This window comes from Pseudonocardia endophytica, from assembly GCF_004339565.1.
Taxonomy (GTDB): Bacteria; Actinomycetota; Actinomycetes; order Mycobacteriales; family Pseudonocardiaceae; genus Pseudonocardia; species Pseudonocardia endophytica.
Map to the genome: position 1 here is coordinate 1,640,468 of NZ_SMFZ01000002.1, position 25,092 is coordinate 1,665,559.

20 protein-coding genes and 1 tRNA gene are annotated in these 25,092 nt (G+C 70.0%); 7 read left to right on the forward strand and 14 right to left on the reverse strand.

The features are described 5' to 3' along the window. Nucleotides 1-10: 10 nt before the first annotated feature. Together EV378_RS26560 and EV378_RS26565 are read right to left on the reverse strand one after the other, a co-directional pair. Nucleotides 11-376, reverse strand: a complete 366-nt coding sequence (locus EV378_RS26560) for a hypothetical protein (RefSeq protein ID WP_132430123.1) — start codon at nucleotides 374-376, stop codon at nucleotides 11-13. After that, on the reverse strand, nucleotides 361-2,778 hold the full coding sequence (locus EV378_RS26565) for an AAA family ATPase (RefSeq protein WP_165922498.1): 2,418 nt from the start codon (nucleotides 2,776-2,778) through the stop codon (nucleotides 361-363). The genes EV378_RS26560 and EV378_RS26565 overlap by 16 nt, the downstream gene beginning before the upstream one ends. Nucleotides 2,779-2,980: 202 nt before the next feature. Here EV378_RS26565 and EV378_RS26570 point away from each other — a divergent pair, with 202 nt between their 5' ends. After that, nucleotides 2,981-8,782 carry a DUF3320 domain-containing protein gene (locus tag EV378_RS26570; RefSeq protein ID WP_132430125.1) on the forward strand — a complete coding sequence of 1,934 codons (5,802 nt, stop codon included), beginning with the start codon at nucleotides 2,981-2,983 and terminating at the stop codon, nucleotides 8,780-8,782. A gap of 7 nt (nucleotides 8,783-8,789) precedes the next feature. On the opposite strand, the gene EV378_RS26575 is transcribed toward EV378_RS26570, so the two are convergent. From EV378_RS26575 to EV378_RS26610, 8 genes are all read right to left on the reverse strand, one after another. Next, a complete protein-coding gene (locus EV378_RS26575; RefSeq protein WP_132430126.1) occupies nucleotides 8,790-8,990 on the reverse strand; it encodes a DUF4177 domain-containing protein in 201 nt (66 codons plus the stop codon). A 165-nt stretch (nucleotides 8,991-9,155) separates the two neighbouring features. After that, a complete protein-coding gene (locus tag EV378_RS26580) occupies nucleotides 9,156-10,610 on the reverse strand; it encodes an Nramp family divalent metal transporter (protein ID WP_132430127.1) in 1,455 nt (484 codons plus the stop codon). A 107-nt stretch (nucleotides 10,611-10,717) separates the two neighbouring features. Further along, the gene (locus tag EV378_RS26585) at nucleotides 10,718-11,902 is read right to left on the reverse strand and encodes an acyl-CoA dehydrogenase family protein (protein WP_132430128.1); all 1,185 of its coding nucleotides are present in this window, start codon (nucleotides 11,900-11,902) and stop codon (nucleotides 10,718-10,720) included. Then, a complete protein-coding gene (locus EV378_RS26590) occupies nucleotides 11,902-13,425 on the reverse strand; it encodes a class I adenylate-forming enzyme family protein (RefSeq protein ID WP_132430129.1) in 1,524 nt (507 codons plus the stop codon). Before EV378_RS26590 ends, EV378_RS26585 begins: the two co-directional genes overlap by 1 nt. Before the next feature lie 75 nt (nucleotides 13,426-13,500). Then, nucleotides 13,501-14,235 carry a helix-turn-helix transcriptional regulator gene (locus EV378_RS26595; protein ID WP_132430130.1) on the reverse strand — a complete coding sequence of 245 codons (735 nt, stop codon included), beginning with the start codon at nucleotides 14,233-14,235 and terminating at the stop codon, nucleotides 13,501-13,503. Nucleotides 14,236-14,300: 65 nt separating this feature from the next. After that, nucleotides 14,301-14,540: a DUF2795 domain-containing protein gene (locus tag EV378_RS26600; RefSeq protein WP_132430131.1), complete on the reverse strand. Its 240-nt coding sequence runs from the start codon at nucleotides 14,538-14,540 to the stop codon at nucleotides 14,301-14,303. A gap of 15 nt (nucleotides 14,541-14,555) precedes the next feature. Then, a complete protein-coding gene (locus EV378_RS26605; protein WP_132430132.1) occupies nucleotides 14,556-14,900 on the reverse strand; it encodes a DUF8129 domain-containing protein in 345 nt (114 codons plus the stop codon). A 71-nt stretch (nucleotides 14,901-14,971) separates the two neighbouring features. Continuing rightward, on the reverse strand, nucleotides 14,972-15,589 hold the full coding sequence (locus EV378_RS26610) for a protein-L-isoaspartate(D-aspartate) O-methyltransferase (RefSeq protein WP_132430133.1): 618 nt from the start codon (nucleotides 15,587-15,589) through the stop codon (nucleotides 14,972-14,974). Nucleotides 15,590-15,674: 85 nt separating this feature from the next. Between EV378_RS26610 and EV378_RS26615 the strand changes: the two genes are divergently transcribed. The 4 genes from EV378_RS26615 to EV378_RS26630 all read left to right on the forward strand — a co-directional run bounded on the left by EV378_RS26615 (nucleotide 15,675) and on the right by EV378_RS26630 (nucleotide 19,251). Further along, nucleotides 15,675-15,749: transfer RNA gene (locus tag EV378_RS26615), tRNA-Ile, on the forward strand. 115 nt (nucleotides 15,750-15,864) lie between these two features. Continuing rightward, nucleotides 15,865-17,109, forward strand: coding sequence for a tyrosine-type recombinase/integrase (locus EV378_RS26620; RefSeq protein WP_132430134.1), 1,245 nt, complete (start codon nucleotides 15,865-15,867; stop codon nucleotides 17,107-17,109). Nucleotides 17,110-17,480: 371 nt separating this feature from the next. Then, nucleotides 17,481-18,644, forward strand: coding sequence for an MFS transporter (locus tag EV378_RS26625; RefSeq protein ID WP_132430135.1), 1,164 nt, complete (start codon nucleotides 17,481-17,483; stop codon nucleotides 18,642-18,644). Between the two features lie 109 nt (nucleotides 18,645-18,753). Beyond that, the gene (locus EV378_RS26630; RefSeq protein ID WP_132430136.1) at nucleotides 18,754-19,251 is read left to right on the forward strand and encodes a GNAT family N-acetyltransferase; all 498 of its coding nucleotides are present in this window, start codon (nucleotides 18,754-18,756) and stop codon (nucleotides 19,249-19,251) included. 3 nt (nucleotides 19,252-19,254) lie between these two features. On the opposite strand, the gene EV378_RS26635 is transcribed toward EV378_RS26630, so the two are convergent. Together EV378_RS26635 and EV378_RS26640 are read right to left on the reverse strand one after the other, a co-directional pair. Then, complete coding sequence (locus EV378_RS26635; protein WP_132430137.1) at nucleotides 19,255-20,430, reverse strand: glycosyltransferase family A protein; 1,176 nt, start codon at nucleotides 20,428-20,430, stop codon at nucleotides 19,255-19,257. Beyond that, a complete protein-coding gene (locus tag EV378_RS26640) occupies nucleotides 20,427-21,512 on the reverse strand; it encodes a helix-turn-helix domain-containing protein (protein WP_165922499.1) in 1,086 nt (361 codons plus the stop codon). Before EV378_RS26640 ends, EV378_RS26635 begins: the two co-directional genes overlap by 4 nt. A 329-nt stretch (nucleotides 21,513-21,841) precedes the next feature. On the opposite strand from EV378_RS26640, the gene EV378_RS26645 reads away from it, so the two are divergent. Then, nucleotides 21,842-22,606 (forward strand): hypothetical protein, encoded by a 765-nt coding sequence (locus EV378_RS26645; RefSeq protein WP_132430139.1) that lies wholly within the window; start codon nucleotides 21,842-21,844, stop codon nucleotides 22,604-22,606. Nucleotides 22,607-22,673: 67 nt separating this feature from the next. Next, on the forward strand, nucleotides 22,674-24,104 hold the full coding sequence (locus EV378_RS26650; protein WP_132430140.1) for a hypothetical protein: 1,431 nt from the start codon (nucleotides 22,674-22,676) through the stop codon (nucleotides 24,102-24,104). Nucleotides 24,105-24,144: 40 nt separating this feature from the next. Here EV378_RS26650 and EV378_RS26655 read toward each other — a convergent pair whose 3' ends face one another. Continuing rightward, nucleotides 24,145-24,459 carry a hypothetical protein gene (locus tag EV378_RS26655; protein WP_132430141.1) on the reverse strand — a complete coding sequence of 105 codons (315 nt, stop codon included), beginning with the start codon at nucleotides 24,457-24,459 and terminating at the stop codon, nucleotides 24,145-24,147. A gap of 77 nt (nucleotides 24,460-24,536) precedes the next feature. Further along, entirely contained in the window at nucleotides 24,537-25,091 is a 555-nt protein-coding gene (locus EV378_RS26660; RefSeq protein ID WP_132430142.1) for a hypothetical protein, read from the reverse strand. Nucleotide 25,092 lies beyond the last annotated feature (1 nt).

Genomic DNA, 25,092 nt, shown 5'->3' on the forward strand with positions numbered 1-25,092 from the left:
TACCTGTGGATCAGCGCACGAGCCCTTCGACGACGCGTGTGGCCTCGCCGTGCCAGGCGCGGAGCTCGTCGGCGGTCGGAGCCAGTTCGTAGGCGTGGTGGTGCGCAGCACCGCTGAGACGCGACCAGAGTTCGGCGGTGATCGGGCCGACGTCCGGTTCGCGGTGCCTCAGCACGATCAGCTGCGCCCTGCGGTTGGTCGAGACCAGCTCCGGGCAGTGGTGCGTCCAGTACCCGTCGATCGCGTGCTCGACGGCCAGGCGGATCAGCCACGTGCAGGCCCGCGGCCACACGGCGCGCTCCACCAGCTCGGGCTCGCGCAGCAGCCGGTCCGCCACGGCGAGCCGCTCGGCCGCCGAGGTCACCCCTGCAGCCACAGCGCCAGCTTCTCCACGTCGCGCAGGAACGGTCGCAGATCACCGGTCAGTCCCGCGTGCGCTCCCTGTTTGCAGGTCTGGAACGTGTCGGTCGCCCGGCTCCCCTGCGATGACGTGATGCGCCGCAACAGCTCCGAGCCCCTGCTCATGTCGTCGAACAGGGCGAGTGTCGCCAGCTGGTGGGTCGTGTGCGCCGCCGTGATCGCCGCCTCAACGGCGGCGTGGGTCTCGCCCCGAGACAGGCGGGTGCGACGGATCCGGGTGTGGCACGCGGCCTCGATCGCGCTGCGGCAGCACGTCGCGACGAGCTCACCGCGCACATCGGCCGGGACACCGCCCGCGCCGGCGAGCGCGGAGGCGTCCCCGAGATAGCGACGGACCGGGTCGCCGCTCGGATGGATCTCGACCGCGGACCGCTCCCGGCGCTGTACCTCCCAGATCACGGCCGGGACCTGGAGCCGACGGACGGAGTCGGCGAGGCGGTCGTCGTGGCTGAACACGATCACCTGACGGTCGCGCGCGATCTCGGACAGCAGCGTGGCCAGACCGTCCACCTTGGCCGGATCCATCGCCTGCACCGGGTCGTCGATCATGACGAAGCGGAAGGGGCTCTCCTCGACAGTGGCGCGGGGGAGGAACAGCGACAGCCCGAGCGCGTGCAGCTCGCCCTGACTCATGATCCCGAGTGCCGCGCCGCCGTCGGAGCCGTCGACGCTGACGTCGAGCGCGACCCGGCGCCGCGTTGCGCGTCCGTCGAGGCGGACCGGGCCCAGGTCCACATTGCTCTGCTGGCGCAGTGCGCTCCACACGTGCCGCGACGACTCGGCGAACGGCGCCAGGCGTTGGTCGCGAAGCTCGCCCGCGGTGGCAGTCAGCCAGGTGTCCGCGACGGCGAGGCGGTCGAGGACCGGCTGGCCGCCGCGTACCGCGAGCGCGTCGTCGTGCCACGCGGCGAGCCTCCGCGCCAGCGGCGCCCAGACCTCGTCGCGGTGCGCGAGTTCGGCCTCGGCGGCCTTGCGGGTCGACTCGAGCGCGGCCGCGGCGGGCCCGAACGCGGCGATGGCAGCGGCGGCCCCCTCCGCGTCCGTCCACGCGCTCCAGGCCGCGACCAGCTCACCGGTGTCGACCGGAGCGCCGGACACGGCGGCCGGTAGCGGAACGGGGAGCTGCCGCAGCGCGTCGCGGGCGTCGGTCAGGCGCCGCCTGGCCGCGCGCAGGGACGACGCCGTCTCCTCGAGCTCGGTGACCCGTTCGGTCGCGCGGCGGTGCCACTCGGCGTCGAGCGCGCCGGATCCGCAGACCGGGCAGGGCCCGTCGCCGTTCCCGTCGTGGTGTTCCACGGCGGAGCGGAGCAGGTGTGCAGTCTCGTCCGCGGCTCGGGCCTCGGTCGTGGCGATCCGGTCGTGCTCCTCCTGGGCGTCGCGTAACCGCTCCGCTGCCGCCCCCACCTCGTCGGCGTCCGGCAGCGTGATCTCCACCAGTGCCCGCAGGCGGCCGGTGGCCTCCGTGTCGAGGTCACTGCCGGAGGCCAGGTCGGCCACGGCCGCCAGATCCGGTGCCGTCTTCTTCAGCAGCTCGGCCGCGTGGGCCGCCCGCTCGTCGTCGCAGGCCTCGAGGTCGGACCGGAGCTCGCGGCGGGTCGCGCCCACGGCACGGGCGGACGAGTCGCGGACCTTCCGGGCCGACCGGATCCGGTCGTGCGCGGTGGTCAGGGGTCCGAGTCCGAGCAGCGCGAACACCGCGTCGTGCAGCTCGCTCGGCTTGCCGTCGATCAGGGCTCCGAGCTCGCCGTAGGACAGGAACGGCCGGTAGGTGACCATGTCCGCGCGCCAGGGTCCGCCGTCGTGGTCCACACGACGGGCCTTCGGCTTCTGCAGCGTCCAGCGGGCGTCGTCCAGGTCGGCGTCCGCGGACCACCGGCGCTCGAGGCGCGTCGTCCCGGTCGACCCGGCGGTCACCAGGTCCACCGCCACGCTCGTCCCACCGGTCGCGTGCACGTTGCGCCATCCGTCGCGCCAGACCGAGCCGCGGTTCGACCACCGGGCGCTGTCGCCTGTCAGCGCCAGCTCGGCCGCCTCGGCGAAACTGGACTTGCCTGAGCCGTTGCGCCCGGTCACGAGCGTGAGCCCCGGTCCGGGCCGCAGCGGCAACGTCGCGGGCTCGGCGATGCCGCGGAAGCCCTCGACGTGAACCGCCGCCAGATAGGCCTCCGGGCGCTCCGGGGCGGGGAGAGCGGTGTGCGGGTCGGCCGCCTCGGTGTTCCGACCGGCCAGCGCCTCGTCGAGGTCATGCTCACCGGACCATGCCGCCAGCACCAGACCGGCGACGTCGTCGTCGACCGCCGCGTCGGCCAGCAGGCGCTCGACGAGCAGGTCGTAGAGGCCGCGTTCGGCCTTGAGCATCGGCACCCCCGGTGATCGCGGTCTTGCGCACGGTAGTAGCCCGGGTAATGGTGGTGACCGTGCGCCCGTCTGTCGCAATATCGACTGCGCCATGCGCCGTTCCGGGTCGGACGATCGCCGCACCCGGACGGTAACGGGACGGTTCCGACGGGCGACACACCGTTGGTCACGAGATCGGGGGAGAGCAGTGCGGCCGAGCGGCATGACGATCGACCTCGAGGTGCGGCCCGTTCTCAGCTACGCCATGGCGCACAACGGCATCGCCGTGGTCACCCGGATCGTCGTCAGCCCGGCGCCGGGCGACGTGCAGGGTGCCCGGCTGCAGGTGCAGGTCTCCGACGCCACCGGCCCGATCGGCGAGTCGCAGGAGGTCCTCCTGGATCTGCGCGCCGGCGACTCCGCCGTGCTGTCTGACCTGCGACTGGCGCTCGACCCGACGGCGATGCTGCAGGTCGAGGAGCAGCGCCCGGGTACCGTCACGGCGCGCCTCGACGTCGACGGCCAGGTGTGGGCGGAGCAGGTCACGGCCGTGCAGCTGCTCGCCGCCCACCAGTGGACGGCCGGGCCGGTCGGGCTTGCGCTCGAGATGCTCGCCGCGCACGTCATGCCGAACCACCCGGCGATCACGGCACTCGCCTCCGAGGTCGCCGACCGTCTCGCCGCCACGACCGGTGATCCGTCATTACAGGGCTACCAGGCCGGTCCGGAGCGGGTGGACCGGATCGTCGACGCCGTCTACGAGGTGATGCAGGCCAGGGGCATCGGCTACGCGGAGCCGCCCGCGAGCTGGGCCGACGAGGGGCAGAAGGTCCGCACGCCGGGCGAGGTCCTGGACGGCCGGATCGGGACGTGCCTCGACACCGTCGTGACGATGGCGGCCGTGCTCGAACAGGCGGGCGTCCGTCCGCTGCTCTGGGTCGTCGAGGGCCACGCGTTCCTCGGCTACTGGCGCGACGAGTCGTCGCTGGCCACCGCCGCCGAGTTAGACGTCGCCGGGGCTGTCAACCGGGTCGACCTGGGCGAGATCGCCCTGGTCGAGACGACGTCGCTGACCCGGGGCGCACACCGGGTCCCGGTCGCCGAGGCGCGCCGCACACCCGCCGCCCTGCACCTGTCCGGGGACCTGGCGCACGTCGTCGGCATCGTCGACGTCCACCGCGCCCGCCTCGACCGGGTGGTGCCGTTGCCGGCGCGCAGCCGCGACGCCGACGGTGCGGTCCGGGTCACCACCTACACACCGGCCGTCCACACCCCGGCTGCGGTGCCGACGTCCGCGCCGGTCGGGGAGCCGCGCAGGCGTACCGCCCCGTCCGAGCCGCCGCGCGTCACCCGCTGGAAGAATGCGCTGCTCGACCTGAGCCTGCGCAACCGGCTGATCCACTTCACCGAACGGGCCGGTCTCGAGCTCCTGCTCCCGGACGGCGGCGCCGCGGTGATCGAGGACCTGCTGCACCAGAACACGTCCGTGACGCTGCGGGCCTCCGACGAGTTCGCGGCCGTCGAAGGGGCCCGAGGACTGCGGTCGGCACGCGACCTTCCCCAGGCCGTGCTTCAGGACTTGTTGCACGGCAAACGGAGTGTGCACGCCGACGTCACCGGAGAAGCGTATCCGGCCCGCATGCGCGGGCTCGCCTACAAGGCACGGACGATCACCGAGGAGACCGGCGCCAACAACCTCTACCTGGCGCTCGGCACCCTGGTCTGGGACCTCGACGGCCGGTCGCTGCGCTCGCCGCTGATCCTCGTTCCGGTGACGCTCCGGGCGGCGTCCCGCGGCGGTCACTACCGGTTGACCCTCGACGAGGCCGGCACGTCGACGCCGAACTACTGCCTGATCGAGAAGCTGCGTCAGACTCACGGCCTGACGATCCCCGGTCTCGCCGAGCCGGCCGAGGACGGCGCCGGGATCGACCTGGACGCAGCGTTCGACGCCACCCGTCGCACGATCGCGGAGCGCGGCCTGGCCTTCCGCGTCGAGCCGACCGCCCACCTGGCCGTCCTGCAGTTCGCCAAGTTCCGGCTGTGGAAGGACCTCGACGAGAACTGGCGCGCGTTCGCGTCGAACCCGCTGGTCGCGCATCTCCTGCACACGCCGACGGAGGCCTTCGCCGACCCGGTTCCGGCCCCGGTCACCAGCGACCTGGACGGTCTCGACGAGGACTGCCCTGTCCCGGCCGACGCCTCGCAGCTGCGGGCCGTGTCCGACGCCGTCGCCGGCCGGACGTTCGTGCTCGAGGGGCCGCCGGGAACCGGGAAGTCGCAGACGATCACGAACCTGCTCGCGCATGCGATCGCCCAGGGCCGCCGGGTCCTGTTCGTGGCCGAGAAGCGCGCCGCGCTCGACGTCGTGCAGTCCCGGCTCGACGCCGTCGGGCTCGGACCCCTGTCGCTCGACCTGCACGACAAGGGGAGCAAGCCGGTCGCTGTGAAGCAGCAGATCGCGGCCGCGCTGGACCTCGCCGTCGAGGCGGACCGGGCGGAGCACGCCGGACGGGTCGAGGAGCTGCGTGCCGCGCGCCGGCCGCTGACCCGCTACGCGTTCGGGATGTCCGAGCGCAACGCGGCCGACTTCTCGCTCTACGACGCGCGGTGCGCGGAGCTCGCCCACGACGACGCCGACCTGATCCCGGTACCGCTGTCGGTCCCGTCCGGAACCGACAGCACCGGCGCCGCACGTCTGCGGGAGATGTTCGGCGCGCTGCCCGCCGTCGTCGACGTCGCGCGTCCCGGTCCGGGCCACCCGTGGTCCTTCGTGGACCGACCGGCGGCGGTCGACGTCGCCGCGGCCGGGTACGCCGCCGGACGGCTGGACGCCGTGCTCGGCGCCCTTCCGCCCGTGCTCGCGCCCGGGCTGGACGCCGCCCGAACGCCACGGGAGCTGCAGCTGCTGGCCGACCTCGTCGCCGCGGGTGTGCCGCTCGGTGTGCTCGACGAGGTGCGATCCGGTCGGTGGAACGCGGCGGTGGACCAGGTGCTCGGCGACGTCGACCGGTTCCGGTCCGAGCAGCATCCTGGCCTGGACGTGCTGTCCCCGTCCGCCCTCGGCCTCCCGGTCGCCGAGATCGACCGTGCGGCGAACGAGGCCGCGGCGTCGGGCTTCTTCGGGCGCCGCAAGCGGGTCGATGCGGTCCGGGCGACCCTGGCGCCCGCCCTCCGTCCCGGTGCGACCGTGGCGCGCAAGCAGCTGGTAGTGACGACCGGTGCGCTGGTCACGCTCCGGACGCGGGTCGACGCGCTGGCGGTCGACATCGTGCGTATCCCCGGACTGGAGCTGCCTGCGGGGTGGAACCCGTTCGACGATGCGGCGCGGGCGGATCTGCACCGCCGGGTGGAGCGGCTGCGCGGTCTCGCCGCCGTCGTCGACCCGGACGGCACCGTGCGCGAGCGGTTCCGGGAACCGTTGCGCCGCAGCCTGCGCGCCGGTGTCGGTGCGGACACCCGGCCGGTGGTGGAGGCGGCATCGGCTGCTTCCGACCTCGCGACCGCCTGCGGGGTGCCGCCGGACTCGCTCGGCCCGTGGGCGGGTGACGATGGGCTGCTCCGGCACTGGCGGCGGACCGGACCGCGCCGCGGGCCCTGCGGTCCGCGGATGCAAAGCCTCCGGCAGTGGCTTGACCTCCTCGGTGCCGTGGATGCGCTGCGGCACAACGGTATGCACGCAACCCGATCCGCCGTGCTGGCCGGTGGTCTCGACGTCGACGAGGCCCGCCGCTCGTTCGAGCTGGGTCTCGCGCGGGCCTCGGTCGACGAGCGTCTGCAGACCACCGGGCTGGACGGCTTCGACCGGCGGGCACACGAGCGGGCCGTCGAGCGCTTCGGTGTCGCGTCGACGGTCGTACGTCGGAACCTCGTGTCCGTACTGCCGCACCAGGTCCTGGCCGGACGCGAGTTCGACGCCGGCGCGGTCAGCGGCCGGGTCGGCGAGCTGCGTCGCCAGCTCGGAAGCCGCCGTGGCAAGAAGATCCGGGAGCTGATCAGCGCCTACGGCGACCTGATCACGCGGGTGCTGCCATGCGTCCTGGTGAGCCCGGACTCGCTGGCCCGATTCTTCCCGGCGGTCGCCGACCAGTTCGACATCGTGGTGTTCGATGAGGCGTCCCAGGTCCGTGTCGCCGACGCGGTCGGTGCGATGGGGCGGGGACGGTCCGTGGTCGTGGTCGGGGACAGCAAGCAGATGCCTCCGACCGCGTTCGCGGAGAGCTCGGGCGTCGACGACGACCCGGACGCCGAACCGATCGAGGGTGCCGTCGAGGACGAGGAGTCGATCCTCACCGAGTGCGTGCAGGCACGGGTCGAGTCGCAGCGGCTGCGCTGGCACTACCGAAGTCAGGACGAGTCGCTGATCGCGTTCAGCAACCACCACTACTACGCCGGCGACCTCTCGTCGTTCCCTGCACCGTCGTCCGTCGGAGCCGCGGTCTCGCTCGTGCGCGTGGACGGCACGTTCCACCGCAGCGGGAAGGGACCGCTGTTACGGACGAACCCGATCGAGGCGCAGGCCGTCGTCGCAGAGATCCGTCGCCGGTTCGCCGACTCGCCGGACGCCCTGCCGTCGATCGGAGTGGTCACGTTCAACCAGCAACAACGCGCGTACGTCGAGGGACTCCTGCGCGACCTGGACGACGTCCGGGTCGCCGAGGCGCTCGACGACCCGGACGGGCTGTTCGTCAAGAACCTCGAGAACGTGCAGGGCGACGAGCGGGACACGATCCTGTTCTCCACCGCGTTTAGCGTGAACGAGCGCGGCGTGCTTCCGTCGAACTTCGGACCGCTCAACCGCGCGGGCGGCGAGCGCAGGCTCAACGTCGCGGTGACCCGTGCCCGGCGGCAGATCGTCGTGTTCTCCAGCTTCGACCCGGAGCAGATGCGGACCGCGGAGACATCGTCCGTCGGGTTCAGGCACCTCCGTACCTACCTGGAGATGGCGGACCGGGGACCGTCGGCGCTCCCCGCCGACCGGCGCAGGCGGGCGGTCGTCGACCGCCACCGTGACGACGTCGCCGAAGCGCTTCGTGCCGCGGGTCTGGACGTGCGCTGTGACGTCGGGCTCTCCGACTTCACCCTGGACCTGGTCCTCGAGCGCGACGGCCGCCCGCACGTCGCGGTCCTTCTCGACGGTCCGGGCTGGAGCCGTCGCCTCACGGCTCGGGACCGGGACCGGCTGCCGCGCGAGGTGCTGGGCGACATCCTGGGCTGGCCGCGGGTGGAGCGGGTGTGGTTGCCGGAATGGCTGGCCGACAAAGACTCCGTGGTCACGCGGCTGATGGCGGTCGTGCGGGACAACGGCCCGGCACGGTCCACGGTGGAGCCCGTGCCGACCTCGACCCCGGCGCCGACGGTCCGCCCGGAGGTGTCCCGGCCGGAACCGGAGCCCCGCCCGTCGGGTGCCATCCCAACTCTCGCGTCGAGTGCGCCCGCTCGCCCCGTGATGGACGCGACATGGCCGGGCGACGCGACCGAGTTCGTGCCGTGGCACGGCCGACGCCTGGGAGGCAGAGATGTGCTCGACGCCCTGCCCGGGCGTGCGGCGGCCGCGCAGGTCCGCGAAGCACTTGTCGCGGTCGTGGAGGCCGAGGGGCCGATCCACTTCGACCGTCTCGCCCGGCTCGTCGGCCAGTCGTTCGACCTCTCGAAGCTGCATGCCTCGCGACGCGACGCGATCCTGCACCAGCTTCCCCGCGGGTTGCGGTGCGACCGCGTCGAGACCGTCGCGTGGCCCGCGACACGCGATCCGGAGACGTGGACCGGTTACCGGCCCGCCCCGGAGGGTGCGTCGCGTGCGATCGAGGACGTCCCGCTGCGCGAGATCGTCAACGCGATGGCGGCGCTGGCCCGGTCCACCGGCGGCATGGAGCTCGACGAACTGCACCGGGAGACGCTGCGGGTGTTCGGCCTGAAGCGCCGCACCGGAGGCGCCGTCGAGCGGCTGAACGCCGCGGTCGCCCTCGCGGAGAACAAGGAGCGGTTGCGACGGACGGCGCTCGGGACGGTCACCGCCGTGTAGGCGCCCGTCAGCCCCGCTGCCGCTCGAACGTCACCAGGATCCCGTCGACCCCGCCGGGTCCGATGCGGCCCTTGACCTCGGCCGCCGTGATGGCCTTGAGCTGCCAGCCCTGCCCGGCGTGGTCGTTGAGGATGCGCTCCAGCTTGTCGCCGGACATCTTGCCGCCCATCAGTCCTTCGCGGATCTCGACGACCTTGTACTCGTACATCCCATGACCCCCTCGTCGTCATCGTTCCCCGGAGGAACGACCGGAGTGCGGGTCGAGGTTCCCGGCGTCAGCCGAGCAGGCCCGTCACGTACGCGATCGTGGTCAGCGCCACGAAGATCGTCAGGGCCAGCAGGAGCGTGAGCCACAGCCGTCGCAGCGTCCCCATCAGGCGAGTGACGCCGGGCCGGCGGTGACCATCTGGTAGATCAGGAACACCGAGAACGCGATGTAGAACAGCGCGACGAACACCATCACCGGCAGCCGCCAGCCCTTGAGGCGGGCGAACTCCGGCAGGAACCGCCGGTTGATCATGATGACCAGCACCGAGTAGAACGCCATCACGAACCCGCCGCCCGCCGAGGAGATCACCAGCAGCACGACGGGCTCGATCCCGGTCCAGATGATCGCCGACCCGGTCACGATCAGGATCCACACGACCGTGATGTAGATCTTGCTCTCGCTCCAGAACGTGCTGTCCTTCAGGAAGGTGACCTTGAGCGAGTCCCCGGCGAGCCGGCTGACGTAGTCGACGACGCCGATGTTCGTGGAGAACAGCATGAGGAACCCGGCGACGTAGAACGCCGTCGTGAACCAGGGGGCGACCAGCTCACCCAGTGCCTGTCCCTCGGTCTTCAGGAACGACAGCTCCGAGTCGAGGTCCTCGTTCAGCCCGACCGTCGAGAACACCAGCACCGACATCGACACCAGCAGCAGCGCCCCGACGAACCAGAACGTGATCAGCTGCTCGGTGTTCGCGATCTTCCACCACTGCCGCCAGCGGCGCTCGTTGTCCTCCGTGCTCGGGACCATGTAGCCGAGCGACGGCGCCGCGACCTCCTGGCCGGTGATGGGGGAGACGACGTTCGGGATCCGCACCCCCATCCCCATGCCCTTGTCCCGGATGTAGTTGCTCTGCACCAGGTTGTTCGCCCCGCCCGCGCCCGCGAACACGATGGCGCCGAACAGCGACGCCGCGCCGAGCTGGGTGACCAGGGCGGGCAGCTCGCTCACCGTCCCGGGTGCCTCGGTGACGACGGCGGACCACGCACTCGCCTTCGTCGCGAGCACGATCGCCGCCAGGACGAACAGCAGGATCAGCACCACCATCAGACCCTCGACCTTCTCGAGCATCTGATAGACGACCGGCGACACCGTGATCGCCAGCCCGATCGAGAGCAGGAAGATCGTGGCGACGACCGGGACGGCGGAGTCGGACAGGTCGAAGATGAACGTGAACACGGTCGCGCCGCTGGACGCCCACCCCGGCCAGAGGTTCGGCAGGATCGCGCCGGCCACGAACAGCACGCCCCACGGCAGCCACAGCCGCGAGAACCCGGTCACCGCCGTCTCGCCGGTGACCAGCGTGTACCGCTCGATCTCCATGTTCAGGAAGTACTGGATCGTGATGCCCAGTACGGCCAGCCAGATGATGCCGGGCCCGACCTGCGTGGTGATGTACGGCCAGAGCACCAGCTCGCCGGACCCGAGCGCGGTGGCCGTGAGGATGACGCTCGCCCCGAGGTAGCGCCGCAGACCCTGCGGTTCCGGCAGGTCGGCGTAGGGGACCCCGGGCAGGTGCCGGCTGGGGAGTTCGGTCGCCGTCGCGGTGCTCTCGGCCATCAGGCGGCTCCAGCGTCGTCGTCCCGCTTCGTTGCGGGACACGGCACTTTATCCGGGATCGGACCGAGATCGGTACCGGAGAGTGGATCGTCCGGTTCGGCGGTGGCTCAGACGGACAGTCCGAGCGACCGTGCGATCAGCATGCGCTGCACCTCCGACGTGCCCTCGCCGATCGTCAGGATCCTGGCGTCCTGGTGGTGCCGCGTCGCGGCGGACTCCTCGACGAACCCGTACCCGCCCTCGAGCTGCGTGGCCAGGTTCGCCGCCTCCACCGCCATCTCGGACGCGACGAGCTTGGCGACCGCGGCCTCGTCGCGGATGGACATGCCCTGGTCGTACTTCCAGGCGCCGTCGTAGGTCATCGTCCGGGCCGTGGACGCGAGCGCGGCGATCTGCGCGATCGGGAACGCGACGGCCTGATGACTCGCCAGAGGCCGGCCGAACGACGTCCGGCCCTCGGTGAAGCGCACGGCGTCCTCCAGACAGCCGCGCGCCAGCCCGGCGCTCATCGCGGCGATCGGGAACCGTGCCCAGGTCAGGAACTCCAGCACGTCGCGGTAGCCGCGCCCGGGTTCGGACAGCAGCGCCTCGCCGGGTACACGGACGTCGTCGAAGAACAACGGGTGCGTGTCCGACGAGCGCCAGCCGGCCTTGGGGTAGGCCGGCCCGACCGTGACGCCGGGCGCGTCCAGCGGGACCAGGAACGCCGAGACCGGCGGGCGGCCGTCGTCGGAGCGTCCGACGGCGGCCAGGAGGATCACGTAGCGGGAGAACTCCGTGCCGGAGTTCGTGATGAACTGCTTGGCGCCGTTGATGACCCAGTCGCCGCCGTCCTGCCGCGCGAGCGTGGCGATGTTGCCGGCGTCGGAGCCGCCGGTCGGCTCGGTCAGCCCGACGGCGACGAACGTCTCGCCGGTGCACGCCTCGGGCAGGATGCGGCGGCAGAGCTCCGGGCGGTCCGACGCCAGGTGTGCGAGCAGCGAGACACAGATCGCCTGCACGTGGACGGTCACGGCCAGCGATGAGTCCACAGTGGCCAGTTCTTCGACGGTCAGGCAGTGCGTCCGCAGGTCGGCGCCCGCTCCGCCGTACTCGGTGGGTGCGAGCAGCCCGAACACGCCGAGGCGGCCGGCGGCGCGGACCAGGTCCGGATCGAAGCGCGACGCGATGCTGCGCCCGGCCGCACCGGGTGCGACCTCGTCGGCGCAGAACTTCCGCACCGTGTCCCGCCAGTCGAGGTGGTGCTGCTCGAACGCCCATGGCAGGTCGTACCCCGCGATCAACCCGGTCATCAGGCTCCGCTCACTCGTTGCTCGCGCCCGGCCCAGTGCGGCTCCCGCAGGGCCTTGCGCAACAGCTTTCCGACGACGTTCTTCGGCAGCGGCTCGGTCACGAACTCGACCGCGCCGGGCTTCTTGTACGACCCGAGCCGTTCGGTCACCAGTTCGATGATCTCCTGCTCGGTGACGGCGTCGCGGTCGTCGACCCGGCAGACCGCCATCGGCGTCTCGCCCCAGCGCTCGTGCGGGATCGAGAACACGGCCACCTCGACGACGCACGCGTGGTCGGCGATCACCGTCTCCAGTTCGGCGGGCCAGATGTTGAAGCCGCCGGAGACGATCATGTCGTCGGCGCGGTCGAGGACGTAGACGAACCCGTTGGCGTCGATCCGGCCGATGTCGCGGGTGCGCACCCAGCCGTCGACGAGGCGTTCCGCGGTCAGCTCGCCGGACTCGTCGCCCCAGAACTCGATCATCTGGCCCTCGACCTGGGCCCACAGCTCGCCCTCGCTGTTCAGCGGCAGGACGGTGACGCCGTCCTCGTCGCGGACCTGCATGCGCGCGAACGGCAGCACCCGTCCGGCCGCGCGCATCGGCTGCGAGCCGGGGTGATCGCCGAACCACTCCTCGGGTGTCATGATCGTGAGCGGGACGGCCTCGGTCTGGCCGAAGACCTGGTAGAGGACGTCGCCGAAGGCAGCGCGGCCGGCGAGAGCGGTCGCGTCGGTGATCGGCGCGCCGCCGACGAGCACGCACTCGAGCGCCGGGAACGCCTGTCCGCCTGCCTCCGCGGCCAGCATCTGCACCATCGACGGCGGGGTGAACATGTGTGTGACGGAGTGCTCGGTGAGCATGTCGAGGACCTTGCGCGGCTCGAACGCCCCGAACAGGAGGTTCGTGCTGCCGTGCAGCCATGCCGGCAGGAACAGGTAGCCGGACGCGTGCGAGATCGGCCCGGCGTGCCCGACGACGCTGCCCCAGCGCAGGTTCGGCAGCCGGTAGAGCCAGTTTCGGCAGTTCACGAGCCAGCCCTGCTGGGTGTAGCCGACGCCCTTGGACCGGCCCGTCGTACCCGCCGAGTGCCGGATGACGCACCAGTCGTCCGGACCCACCTCGACCATCGGATCCACATCGGACTGCGCGGCGAGCCAGTCCTCGTAGCCGGCGTCGCGGACGATCACGTGGGTGTCCAGGCCCTTGACCGAGTCGGCGTACGCGGCGTCGGTCATGACGACGACGGAGTCCGTCTGGGCGATCATGTGCGCGTGCGCCTCCGCGGAGTTGCGGGCGTACAGCGGCACCCGCACCGCGCCGGCGATCGCGGCGCCGAGGAACAGGTCGGCGGCGCCGAGGTTGTTGTCCTCCAGGCCGGCCACCCGGTCGCCGGGCCGGACACCGGCCGCGATCAGCGCGTTCGCCGTCCGGACGCCGCGGTCCCACATCTCGGCGAACGTGTACCTGCCGTGCTCGGTCAGGACGGCGGGGCGGTCGGCGTGCAGCGCGACCGACTGTCGCATGAGCCCGGGAACATCCACAGCGGCCTCCTCGTCACCACGTCCCGACCGACCGTAGGAACGACGTCCCGCCGGGAACACCCACGATCGTGGGGGTCAGGGGAGGAGGCCGGACTCCCGCGCCCGGTGCACGGCCTCGCCGCGCGTGTGCGAGTCCAGCTTGGACATCGCGGACTTGAGGTAGGACTTGGCCGTCTGCTCGGTCAGCCCGAGGCGTTGCGCGACAGTCCTGTTGCCGTGTCCGAGAGCCACCTCGACGAGCACGTCGTGCTCGCGCGGGGTCAGTGCCACCACCGGGGGTTCCGGCTCGGGCTGCTCGCCGACGCGGTCGACGAGGTCCTCGAGACGGCGTCGCAACGCCGGATCCGAGACGGCCGCGGCGATGTCCCGGAGCTCGGCGCGGACGTCCGGCTTCGTGTCGGTGTGCCGGCGGACGATCTCGACGGTGCGGTCGACGAGCCGTTCGCCGAAACCCGACCGACCGCGACTGCCGGCGTAGACGACCTCACGGACCACGTCGCCGTCGAAGACGGGGATGGCGATGATCGAGCGCAGACCCTCGGCGCTGACGGCGCCGTCGTACTGGTGCGTGATGCCGCGGGCGGCGACGTAGTCGCGGACGTAGACGGGCCGGGCCAGCGCGATGCACCGGCCGCCGAGCCCGTCGCCGACGGCACTGCGCACGCCGCGCAGGCTGCCGCTGCGCGCGCCGTCGAAGCGGTCGAGCACGAACGACGAGCCGGACACGTCGACACTCGCCGCGAACGCCATGTCCACGGGGGTGAGCGCGCGAAGGCGACCGAGAACCCCGGTGCCTGCGGCTACGCCCATGATCACTCCACGACGTCGGTGACGTGGATCACGACCATACGGGCGCCGCCGTTCTGCGGCCAGGCTCAGATGTCCGGGACGCGCTCCGTGCCACCGGGAACATCGGAGCCCTCGGGCTCCTGCGGGACGGCGTCGACCGCGTCGCGCAGATTCGCGAACTCGCGGTCGGGGAGTGCCCGCAGGCCCTGCAGCGTCTCCTCGCCGGCGTCGCGGGTCTGCGCGTAGTCGAGCAGGTCCTGCTTGCCGGCCGGGAAGTCGGCTCCCTGGAGGGCCTTCTCAACGCGGGCGTCGTCACGTCGGGTCATCGTGGTGCTCCTCGCTCAGCGGGTCGGGCGGTTCGGCGTCTGCTCCGCGACGCCGTGCCGGAGCGGCTGGTTGTACTGCTGCTGGTCGCGGTCCTCGACCGGCGATCCGCGGTCCGGCGTGGACGGCGTCTCGAACTGCGTGCCGGCCGGGTCGCCCGGCGTCGGCTGGGCTTCGCCGGAGCGCAACGCGTCACGACGCTGCTCGATCAGCATGACGACCTGCAGCCGGTTCGCGTGCGCGCGCTCGTAGTCGAGCAACACGTCGATCTGGTCCGTGTCCAGCGTGCGGATCCGGTTCGCCAGCCCGTTCTCGGGCAGGTGGTCGTAGTCGGGGATCGGCAGCTCGGATCGCTCGGTCATCTCCGCGGGTACCTCGTACGACGCGGTCGAATCATCCGATTCTGCGCTCGTCCGCTCTCGTACCCCGCCGCTCACCCTGCGACGAGGGGCACGAACCGCACGTCGAGGAGCTTCTCGACGACGCCGTCGCAATACCGGAAGAGTGTTCCGTGGCCGCCGCGGCCGACCGGACACACGAGCGACGCTCCCGGCGCGAGCTGCTCGACGAGTGCCGGCGGCAGCTCGTCCTGGGCCATCGCGGTCACGACGATGCCCTCGTACGGCGCCCGGTCCGGAACGCCGGCGTGACCGTCGCCGACGCGCACGTCGACGTCGCCGTACCCGGCATTCTGGAGGGCCTCCCGGGCGCTCCCGGCCAGACCCGGGTGACGCTCGATGGTGACCACGGACGCTCCGGCGGCCGCGAGGACCGCGGCGCCGTAGCCCGAGCCGGTACCGATCTCCAGCACCCGCGCCTCGTCGGGAAGCCGCAGCGACTCGGCGCTGAACGCGACGATCCACGGCGCGGAGATCGTCTGGCCGTCGCCGATCGTCCAGGGGACTTCATCGTACGCGCCGGACCGGTGGGGTTCCGGGACGAACGCATGCCGGGGGACCGAACGCACGGCGGCGAGCACCCGCTCGTCGGCGATGCCCCGCTCGCGGAAGCGAGCGGCCATCGCGGCCCGTTCGTCGGCTCGGTCGGCCATGTGTGCTGGGATAGCGCACCGAGTCCCGGGGGACAACCGGGTACGACGGTCCGTGGTGGACGTCCTCGCTAGGCTCCCGTGTCGAGGGGCGGTAGCTCAGCTGGTCAGAGCAGCGGACTCATAACCCGTCAGGTCGTCGGTTCGAACCCGACCCGCCCCACATACTAGCCGCTCAGAGGGTATCGCGCGTCCCCGCAGAGCGCCGTATACTGATCCAATCACACGGAAACCCCACGGAAACGAATGCGTGGGGACGTCGGGACGGATCGCCGCGCATGGCACGACCACCGCTGGCCATGGGGACCCACGGCTCAATCTCGATCAAGCGACGGACGACCAGCGATGGCGTCGCTCGTGGCAGTTTTGTCGCACGGTGCCGGTTCCGGGACTACGACGGCGTCACTCGGTGGCTCGAACGCAGCGGGTCGACGAAGGCCGCTGCTTCACGGTCGATCCAGGACGAGATCCGGTCTCGGACGGGTAGCCCGTCCGCGCCTCTGCGTCCGAGTGACACGTTCGAGCGTGCAGCCGAGACCTGGTTGCGCAAGCTCGACGCTCAGGTGGCCGACGGAACCCGCGCAGTGACGACGGCGGACACCTACCGGCAGCGACTCCGCTCGGTCGTCCTGCCGGCCATGGGGCAGTGGCGCCTCTACGAGTGCACGGTCCCGAACGTCGACGCGTTCTTCTCCGGACTCGCCGCGAAGCACAGTCCGGAGTCCCGCAAGACGATCCGCACCGTGGTGTCACTTGTCCTTCGGGTTGCCGTTCAGCATGAGGCATTGCAGGACAACCCGATCCGGCATCTGGACCCGATCGAGCGCGGGCCGCGGCGACCACGTGCTCTCACCACCGAGGAGCGGCGCCGCTTCCTCGCATGGATGGCCGGAACGTCGTCCGACCCGATAGAAGCTCGAGCTCAAGCCGCTGCTCGTCGGCGGGACCTGCCGGACCTCATCACGTTCATGATCGGCACAGGGGTGCGCGTCGGCGAGGCGTTCGCGGTCCGCGAGCGTGACCTCGACCTGGAGGGAATCCCGGTCGAGAGCTCGGATGGTCTGATGTCTGTTCCGATCGTTGCGATCACCGGCAACGTGGTCCGCCACCGCGGAAAGGGCCTTCACCGACACGACGGCAAGACGACCACCTCGCTTCGGATCGTTCCCTTGCCGAACTTCGTCGTCACGATGTTGCGCGCTCGGCCAGCCAAAGGGCCGGACGTTCCGGTATTCCCGGCCGCGTCAGCGAAGAGCGGTTTCAACTGGAAGGATCCGAACAACATCAACCGCTACATCCGCGAGGCGCGCGAAGCCGCTGGCATGGACTGGCCGGTCGTGAGTCATACGTTCCGCAAGACCGCGGCGACGATCTGGCACGACTCAGGCGTGCTGACCGATCGCCAGAAGGCCGATCTAACCGGTCACGCGAAGATCAGCACACTGACCGATATCTACGTGGCTCGCGGCGAGTTGCACCCAGCTGGTGCCGCGGTTATGGACGCGGCATGGATGGACTCGTGAGCCACTGACGAGGTGTCATATCGAAAGTGGTTTTTTAATAAGAACTCCTATGTGCTGCTCAGGACCAATGCGCCCCGTTGCTCGATCATCTGTCCTGGTGGACCGCGAAGGGTCATCATTTGACGGTATCAGCCTCAATCCGGTCCTGCTCTCTCTTATATGCGAGCACCGGGATCGAGAGCTTAATGTGATCGGCAACCTTCGTTCTGCGATGAGGCCCGCGCCGAGGGTGGGTGCTCCGTCTAGTAAGGCGTACGGGTAGCGCAGCCAGACGTTGGCGATATGATGGTAAGACACCGCGCTGCCGGGTCGGTCAGACCGGGGAATGGGCGACTACGTTGTCCGACAGGTCGGCCCGCCTGCCTAGCGGGGTGAGGGTCCTCGTCGGCATGTCGTTCACGGTGGCCGTCGGCTACGGGATCGTCGCTCCGGTACTACCGGTGTTCGCCCGCTCATTTGATGTCGGTCTGACCGCGACGTCGACGGTAATCGGTGCCTTCGCCGTGGTCCGTATCCTGTTCGCCCCGCTGAGTGGTCGACTGGTGGAGAAACTGGGCGAGCTACCCCTCTTATTCTTGGGCCTGCTCATCGTCGGGGTGTCCAGCTTGGCCTGCGCCGCCGCGACTGAGTTCTGGCAGCTCCTGGTGTTCCGGGCTGCCGGTGGGATCGGGTCGACCTTCTTCACGGTGTCGTCCGATCTAATGCTGTTCCGGATGTCCCCCCGGACAATGCTTGGCCGGGCGTCGGCGGCGTTGGCGGGGGCATTCCTCCTGGGTAGCGTTGTCGGCCCTGTCGCGGGGGCAGTGCTCGTTCCGTGGGGGGACCGCCTGCCCTTCATCGTCTACGGCGGGCTCCTCGTCGTCGCGACCGCCGTGGTCGCCTTGTTTCTCGCTGCATGCACTCCACCCCATGTTCCCCAGGAACGTCTTGTGGCGTCCGGAGCTACGACGTTCTGGACGGCCTGCAAGACCCGGGCGTTCCGGGCGGCCTTGGCGAGCAATTTCCTCGATGGATGGACGGTCCACGGGATCAGGGTGGTGCTAGTCCCGGTGTTTGTGACTGAGATGCTCGACCGGACGAGCAGCTGGGCCGCGGCCTCGCTGGCGTTGTTTGCAGCGGGCACCGCGGCTGGCCTGCCGATCGCCGGTTGGATGGCGGATCAGATCGGGCGGCGTCTCCCTTCGCTGCTCGGGACGACAGTTCTCGCCGCGACAGCCGTGTGGTTGGGCCTGAGTTCGTCAATAGCCGAGTTCCTAGTCGCTTCGGCACTCTCCGGTGTCGGTACCGGCTTGATCGCGCCGCCGGCTAACGCGGCGGTCGGTGACCTCGTCAACCGGCAGCCGACCGGCGGTCGCGGCGGCGCCGCGTTGGCCGGATTCCAGATGGTCGGTGACGCCGGCGCCGTCGTAGGTCCGCTGCTGGTCGGCGTCGTGGCCGATCTCGGCGGTTACCCGATCGCTTTCTCGACTGCCGCTGTAGTCGCCGGTGTCGCGTTGGTGGGCTGGTCACGGGTAGATCGCCGCGGCGCGTCGTGACCGCGACGACGCCCAGCGGTCGCGCAGACCCGTTCGGGGCGGTAACAGTGCCTCGGTCGGGTGACGAGTGGGCCCTCGGTGGCCTAGGGATTGCAGGGACAGGGTGGAGATGTCGAAACGGGGGCCGGCGGTCCGCGAACTGTCGCCGGGGGAGTGGCAGATCTTGCGGACTACCCGGTTGCGCGCGCTGTGGGAGTCGCCGCAGGCGTTCGCCTCGACGTACTTCGACGAGGCCCACCTCGACGAGAGCCAGTGGCGGCGGCGGCTCGAACAGGCCACGTGGCTGGTGGCCGTTGACGGCAGAGCGATCATCGGTATGGCCGGTCTCGTTGTCGGGGACGAGCCCGAGGCTCCGCACATCGAGTCGATCTGGGTGGACGCTAGCCACCGTCGGCTCGGGGTGTTCCGCACTCTGCTCGGTCGTGCCGTGGAGATCGGCCGAGCCACTGGATGGGACAGCCTGTATCTGTGGGTGGTAGGCAACAACCACGTCGCTCGCTGTGCATATACGAGCGTGGGATTCAAGCCGACCGGGGAGGAGCAGCCACTTCCAGCGGATGGCAACCGGATCGAGCGGCGGTTTGAGCTCGACGTTGGCGGGTGGTGACGTTCAGCGAACCGGGCGCCAAACGGTGATCTGCAGACCGTCCAATGCGCCAGCGAGCGAGCGGTACCGCATCGGCTCCGGTAACGCGTTCCGCCAGTCGTTGGTGTCCTTGCGCCACCGTTCAAGGAACTCGGCACACTGGCCTGGAGCGATCGCCGCAGGTCCATCATAGCGGGTTCGGCTGGAGTCGAGCGCGACTGTGGCGGCATGAATCGTGCGGTCGTCGTAGTCGAGCCGATCGAGGAGGTGTCCCAGCCGTCCCCGAACATCCAGGATGGCGTTATGGCGGACGTCGATGAAGTCCGTCCAATACGTGCTCGACGCGAGCTCGACGACTTGCTCGAAGGAGTCAGCACCACTCTGCTCGATCAGGGAGTAGAGACCCTCGGCGAGGAGATCTCCGAACTCCTCGTGACCGGCCCGCGCGGTGTCGAACGGGTCGTACACCTCCTGCTTCGCGACGCCCGGCCTTGGAAGGCCACGGGTGGCAGCCGCCTCCCCGAAGAAGAACCAGTCCTCGTTGTAGATGTCGGGGAAGAAGGCCAGGTCCCGACGGGCGCAGTTCACCCCGAGCACCGCACCGCTGACGAACACGTCCTGGTCCATACGAGCCAAACGCCGCGCGTGACAGACAACCGAGTTGTCCGGGTAGGCCAGTGATCGCATTCCGGCGATGGGGAATCGATCGAGCTGGTGGACGATCCGGCTGATGTCGCTCGGCAGAATGGTCATATCGTCGTCGACGAAGACGATCTTCTCCCAGCCGAGCAGACGGGCGAGCCACAGGCCGACGTTGCGCTTCATGCTGAGGTCGCTGCGCCGTCCGCCGTTGACGCTCGAGAATTCCGGGCCGGATGTCGTGAACGTCAGCCCGGGGAACTCATACTCGTCGACCCGAATCGCAACCCCGCGTGACCCTAGTGTTTCGTGCATCCGCTGAGAGACTTGGTCTACGTTCGCCTGCTTGCTGCACAGGACGACCAGGAACGCCCCCATCTGTGCTGCCACGTCGATCAGGTGGGCCAGCGAGGATGCCGGGCGGGACGCCGGAACGACGATCGCCGCCGGAGCACTGCCCCGGCTCATCCGCTCGGCACGGGTGGCTGGGGCGTCGGCGTACAGGCGTGCGTGGCTGGGGAGCTGACGCACCCCCGTCCGGGACAGCATGGGGGTGCTCACGCGGGGACTCCGTCCTCGGGGGACCACTCGAACAACCGAGTCTCGGCATTCTGCAGGTCGGGGGAGAGTGTCTCATTCTCAACGACTGGCACGCGCAGGAGGAGCGCGAACCGCCCGTCGGGATACCGGTCGGCAAGGAACTGCTCGTTCGCGTCGCGGATCTGGGCGTCGGTCAGGCACCGGACCGCGCCGAGAACCCCTCGGCTGTGCACTCCGTTGCAGATGGTCAACGTCCGCGTGCCGTTGAACGGATTGGGGATCCGCGCGAGCAGGGCGACGTCCTCAGTCAGCTCCCGATCCTCGTCGGTTCCCTCCCAGATCGGACGGAACGTCTTGACCTCGTCGCTGTCGCGTGCGCGGAAGATCTCGCCGTAGTCCTCGTCATCGCCCGTCAGATCGGGATCGTTGATCTGGGAAATCGGCATCTGCTCCAGAGCGTGTAGGAAGCGCCTGCTCGCCTTGTTCCATCCCACACCGCCCAGCAGGATGACGTGGGTAGACAGGTCATCCGGCTTGGCTTCGGACGCGAGCCGGTGGAACACGTCGAGCGAGGGGTTCATGGCGCGCACGTGACCGTGGATCTCGATCAGCGCGTCCAGGTCCGCGTATTGCTGCAGCTTTGTGAAGTTCGGGGCGTTCCGGCTCGCCAGCGCTCCTCGGACGTCCTTCGGAGCCTCCGGACAGATGATCGTGACCGGGCCGCTGGAGAACGTAAAGATCCCGGGTCGCTCGTTGGTATCACCCCCGAGCGCGCCTATCAGTTGGCTCTCCAGTCGGCGGAGCTCGGCCAGCTCGCCGTCGTCGAGATCTTTGTCCAGGATCAGTCGCGGATCGCCCTCGATCGACCGTCTGGTGGCGAAGAAGCGGGCGTAGGCCCGCAGTCGCTCGGCATTCGGGGACTTCGTGCTCTTGCTCGACTCCCAGGTGCTGATCGTCGCGGCAGTCACCCCGATGGCCGCGGCGAGCTGTCCCTGTGTGACCTCGTCGTCTGGCCAGTGCGACTCGCGAAGGCGCCGAAGCATGCCAGCCAGGTCGGCCGCCTCACTACTGCTGAGTGCCACCGCCGCCTCCTCGTCGCTCATCACCCGAATGGCAGACATACTGCCGTGGTTAACCCGATTTGCCTAGTATCTAGGCAACATTGGCTGCTACCTGTCGCGAACGTTGACTACTAACCGGACTTGCCTAGCGATCAGCTATGCACTTATCCTGCTTGCCCTGGGTGAGGCAAGTTGTTACCTAGGGCCAGGGTAGCGGGTTGCGCCTACGGGCGAGAAGGCGGGTCAGCATGGATCGGAACGTCCTTTCGCAGAGCCGCCCCGCGGCCGTCACGCAGGTCCGTGCTCAGACCTCTACCACCCCCGGCTAGGCAGGCATGCGCGTCGCCGAGTCGGCTCCAGAACCACGGTCTGTGCTGCTGTGGGCGGTGCTCGGCTTGGAAGCCGGTGACTTCAGGCGCGTGCTTGATCCGCACTGGAGGGTCGTGGCTGTCCTGGGCTCCAGCGATCTCGCGGTAATGACGCCGCTGCTGCTCACAGTGGCCCACGGTCTGTGGGCGCTTGCGCGGGGAGACGTTCTGAGGGCCAAGGAGTCATTCGGGAGTGCGGTGCGCCGGCTGCCGAAGGCGTACCGCTTGCCCGACCCGGGGGACGGATGCCCCCGTGCGGCGCTACGGCCGGCCCCCGAATCGGACGACGTGGACGATGCAGTGGCCCGACTCGCTCGCCTGCTGTGGCGCGAGCAGCACGGCATCGATCGTCTGACGATCCGGGTCAAGGAGATCGAGCCAGCGGATGCCTTCCTCGAAGCGATCGGACAGGAGGCCACGTGGACGACGCACGACATCTTCTTCCTCGCTGCAGTCCGGGATCGCCGACACACGCGATTCCCAGTACCGACCCCTCGCCAGCGGAAAGCGCTGTGCGAGCGCGCGACGGTCATCGTTCGACTCGACCGTCCGAATGCAGGACCCGTCGACCTCAGCTCGAGGGTTTGGCGGATGGCCGGAGGGTACGAGGCGTGGTTCGCGGAACTGATTGCGTACCTAGGTGAGGCAGAATCACCGGCGCCGTGGCGGAACGCCCGCGGTGCGGAGACCGTCCCGGTACGTCCCGGTTGCCAGCGATTGTGGGAGCACGCTCGGGGGGCGCGCGGGGACCGGATTGCTTGGACCTGACGGGCGCTGATGCGATGATGCCGGAACCCTGTCGTGTGCAATACGTTGCGGTGTGCGAGGTGGTTCGGTGCACGTCGCGGTGTTGCCGACCGAGGATGCAGAGCATGGCGCGCTTGTCGAGGTCGGTCCGCCATACGCGGTGATGGACGATGTCCTTGTCCACAGGGTGCATCTCGGGGCCGGTGTCTACCTTGACGTCGACCTCATGGCGCCGTGCCACTGGCGGCGGCTGACCTTCCCGTTGGGCTCGGAGGGCGCGGCACCGGTGTTGACCCGCCTGCTTGGGCAGTCTGCTGCCGATGGATTGGGTGATGGCGACATAGGCCCTATAGGCGGCAGTGATGGGACGGTCGCCGTCGACATCGCTGGCGCCGGCCCGTGGCTGCGAGTCGCGGTCGTCGATGCGGTGGATCAGTGGGTCCACCTCACGCTCGACCAGTCACTGCTCGATGCCGAGCGCGCAGTCAGCCGCATGCGCGCCGCCGTTGGTCTGCCCGACGGTCCCGCACGGTCCGCGGTAATGAGTGAGTCTCTACTGCTAGCCCGGCGGGCGTCCGGCGGGCTGGTCCGGTTCCTGCAGGCTGTGGACGCGACCGTCGCCCCAGCTCTTAGAGCCGCACTGCGAACGCTGGTCGACGGATACGCCGCGTTAACCAACGAGGTCGTCGGCGAGGATCACGCTCTCGACGCCGTCGTCGCCGCAGGCGAGCACCTGACCGCGGACCTGACTCGGCGGACGGTCACCCGGCGTTTCGAACTCCCTGCAGCGACCGCCGTCCGAGCCGCACCAGGTGCCGGCGCGAGCATGATCGACCCACGGCAGTCGCGTGCCAGGACGTTCGCAATATCCCCGGATCCGACTCTCGCCGAGGTCAGCGTCACTTCCGGTGGGCAGATCGATGCCGGGACGGTCGCCGTCCGCGCGGCCGCGTTCGGTGCCCGGGTTGCGCCGGAGATGCTGTCGCGTCTGATGGTGCGCCTCGTCGAGCGCAACTCGGGCCGTATTGGTGGTCACGCGCTCCTGTCTCCGGGACGGAGGTCACGGGGCCGCGCGGTATTCGAGGCGCGTGTCCCGCTCGTCGGAATTGACCCTAACCAGGTGCGGGCCGACCTCTTCGATGTGTTCGTCGTCCGAGAACCGGCCAGCGACGACGACGACGCTGGCCTGCGCCGCGCACGTAAGGCCGTGACGTTGCTGAGCGGGTGGCGGCAGCTGTGCGGGCTCGTGCTGATGCCGGTGCGTCCGGCCGAGATTGCGCCCCTTCTACGGGACGCGGTCGTCGGGTTGCGGGACGGAGCAGACGGTCCAGAAGGTGATCCCGTTTGCAATGGCGCACCGTCCCTTCGGAACCTGCACCGGTTCGCGTCGATGGACGACGAGCCGTTGCTCGAGTGGCTGCGTGCGAGTGCTCGGCCGGGCGGTCCGGATGCCGCACACGACTCTGGCGGACTGACCGTCGCCGAGCTGGCTGTCGCCGACGCGACTCTAGCCAAATGACGGGCGGTCCCGGCCCGCCTCAAGGACTGACCGGGACCGATCAGCGGACGGCGCGCCCAAGGACGGAGACAAGCAACACGACCGTCGCGGCGAGCGCTAGGACTGACGCGAGACCTGCCAGGGCCACTACGGACAGGCCGATCGCTGCCGTCAGCACCGTGCCCGCGGCGCGCCCGACGGTCGTGAAGTTCGCCGTCAGGACCGCGGCGGACAGGAGCGTCGCCACGGCTGCGACGGCAACCCAGAAGAGGATCACGTGATGTCCACCGAGTGTGATGACCCTCGTAAGTGCCGACGTCTCGTCGAACCACGGTCCGGTGGCCGACATCCAAGCCGCTACGCCGGCGTCGAGCACGGCAAGACACCAGCAGACCCGGCGGCTCCCGCGCGGGAGTTCAACCCCGGACGGGCGGGGTGCGATTCGCAGCATCGTCACCACCGCCAAGCGGTGAGGGGGTAGAACAAACAGAGGTCGCCGTGCTCGGGCTTGCAGGTTCCGACGACCCCGAAAACGATCGGGTCGAGGAGATCGGCAGTCGTGCGCACCACACCCTCCAGCAGTCGTGTGGCTCGCGCGAGAGCTGGGTGTGCCGGGACTGGTCCGACGACGACGCGTGCGACCTCGTCGGTGCAAGTCCGCGGGCCGTCGGCGAGGTCGGGCACTAGCTCGGCAACCGGCCCGGCTGGATCCAGCTCGTGAGCAATGGCGAGTGCATGAAGGGCGATGCCGTGTCCGGCGAACTGGGCGAGACGGCGGACCTGCCGCCGCGGCAGCACGGCCCGACCGTCCACGGCAGCCGGATCCCGGCCGGCCGGGCCGTAGAGCCACGGACGGCCGGCGTCGAGGAGCAGCACCGGCTCGTCGCTCCAGTGGAGAACGACGGGACTGGGCAGCTCGGGGTGACGGAAGTGCAGGTGGGCCGACAGCCGGGTCAGGTCGTACCGGCGCGGGGGCGGGACGTCGGTGTATAGATCAGTCGAGTGCATG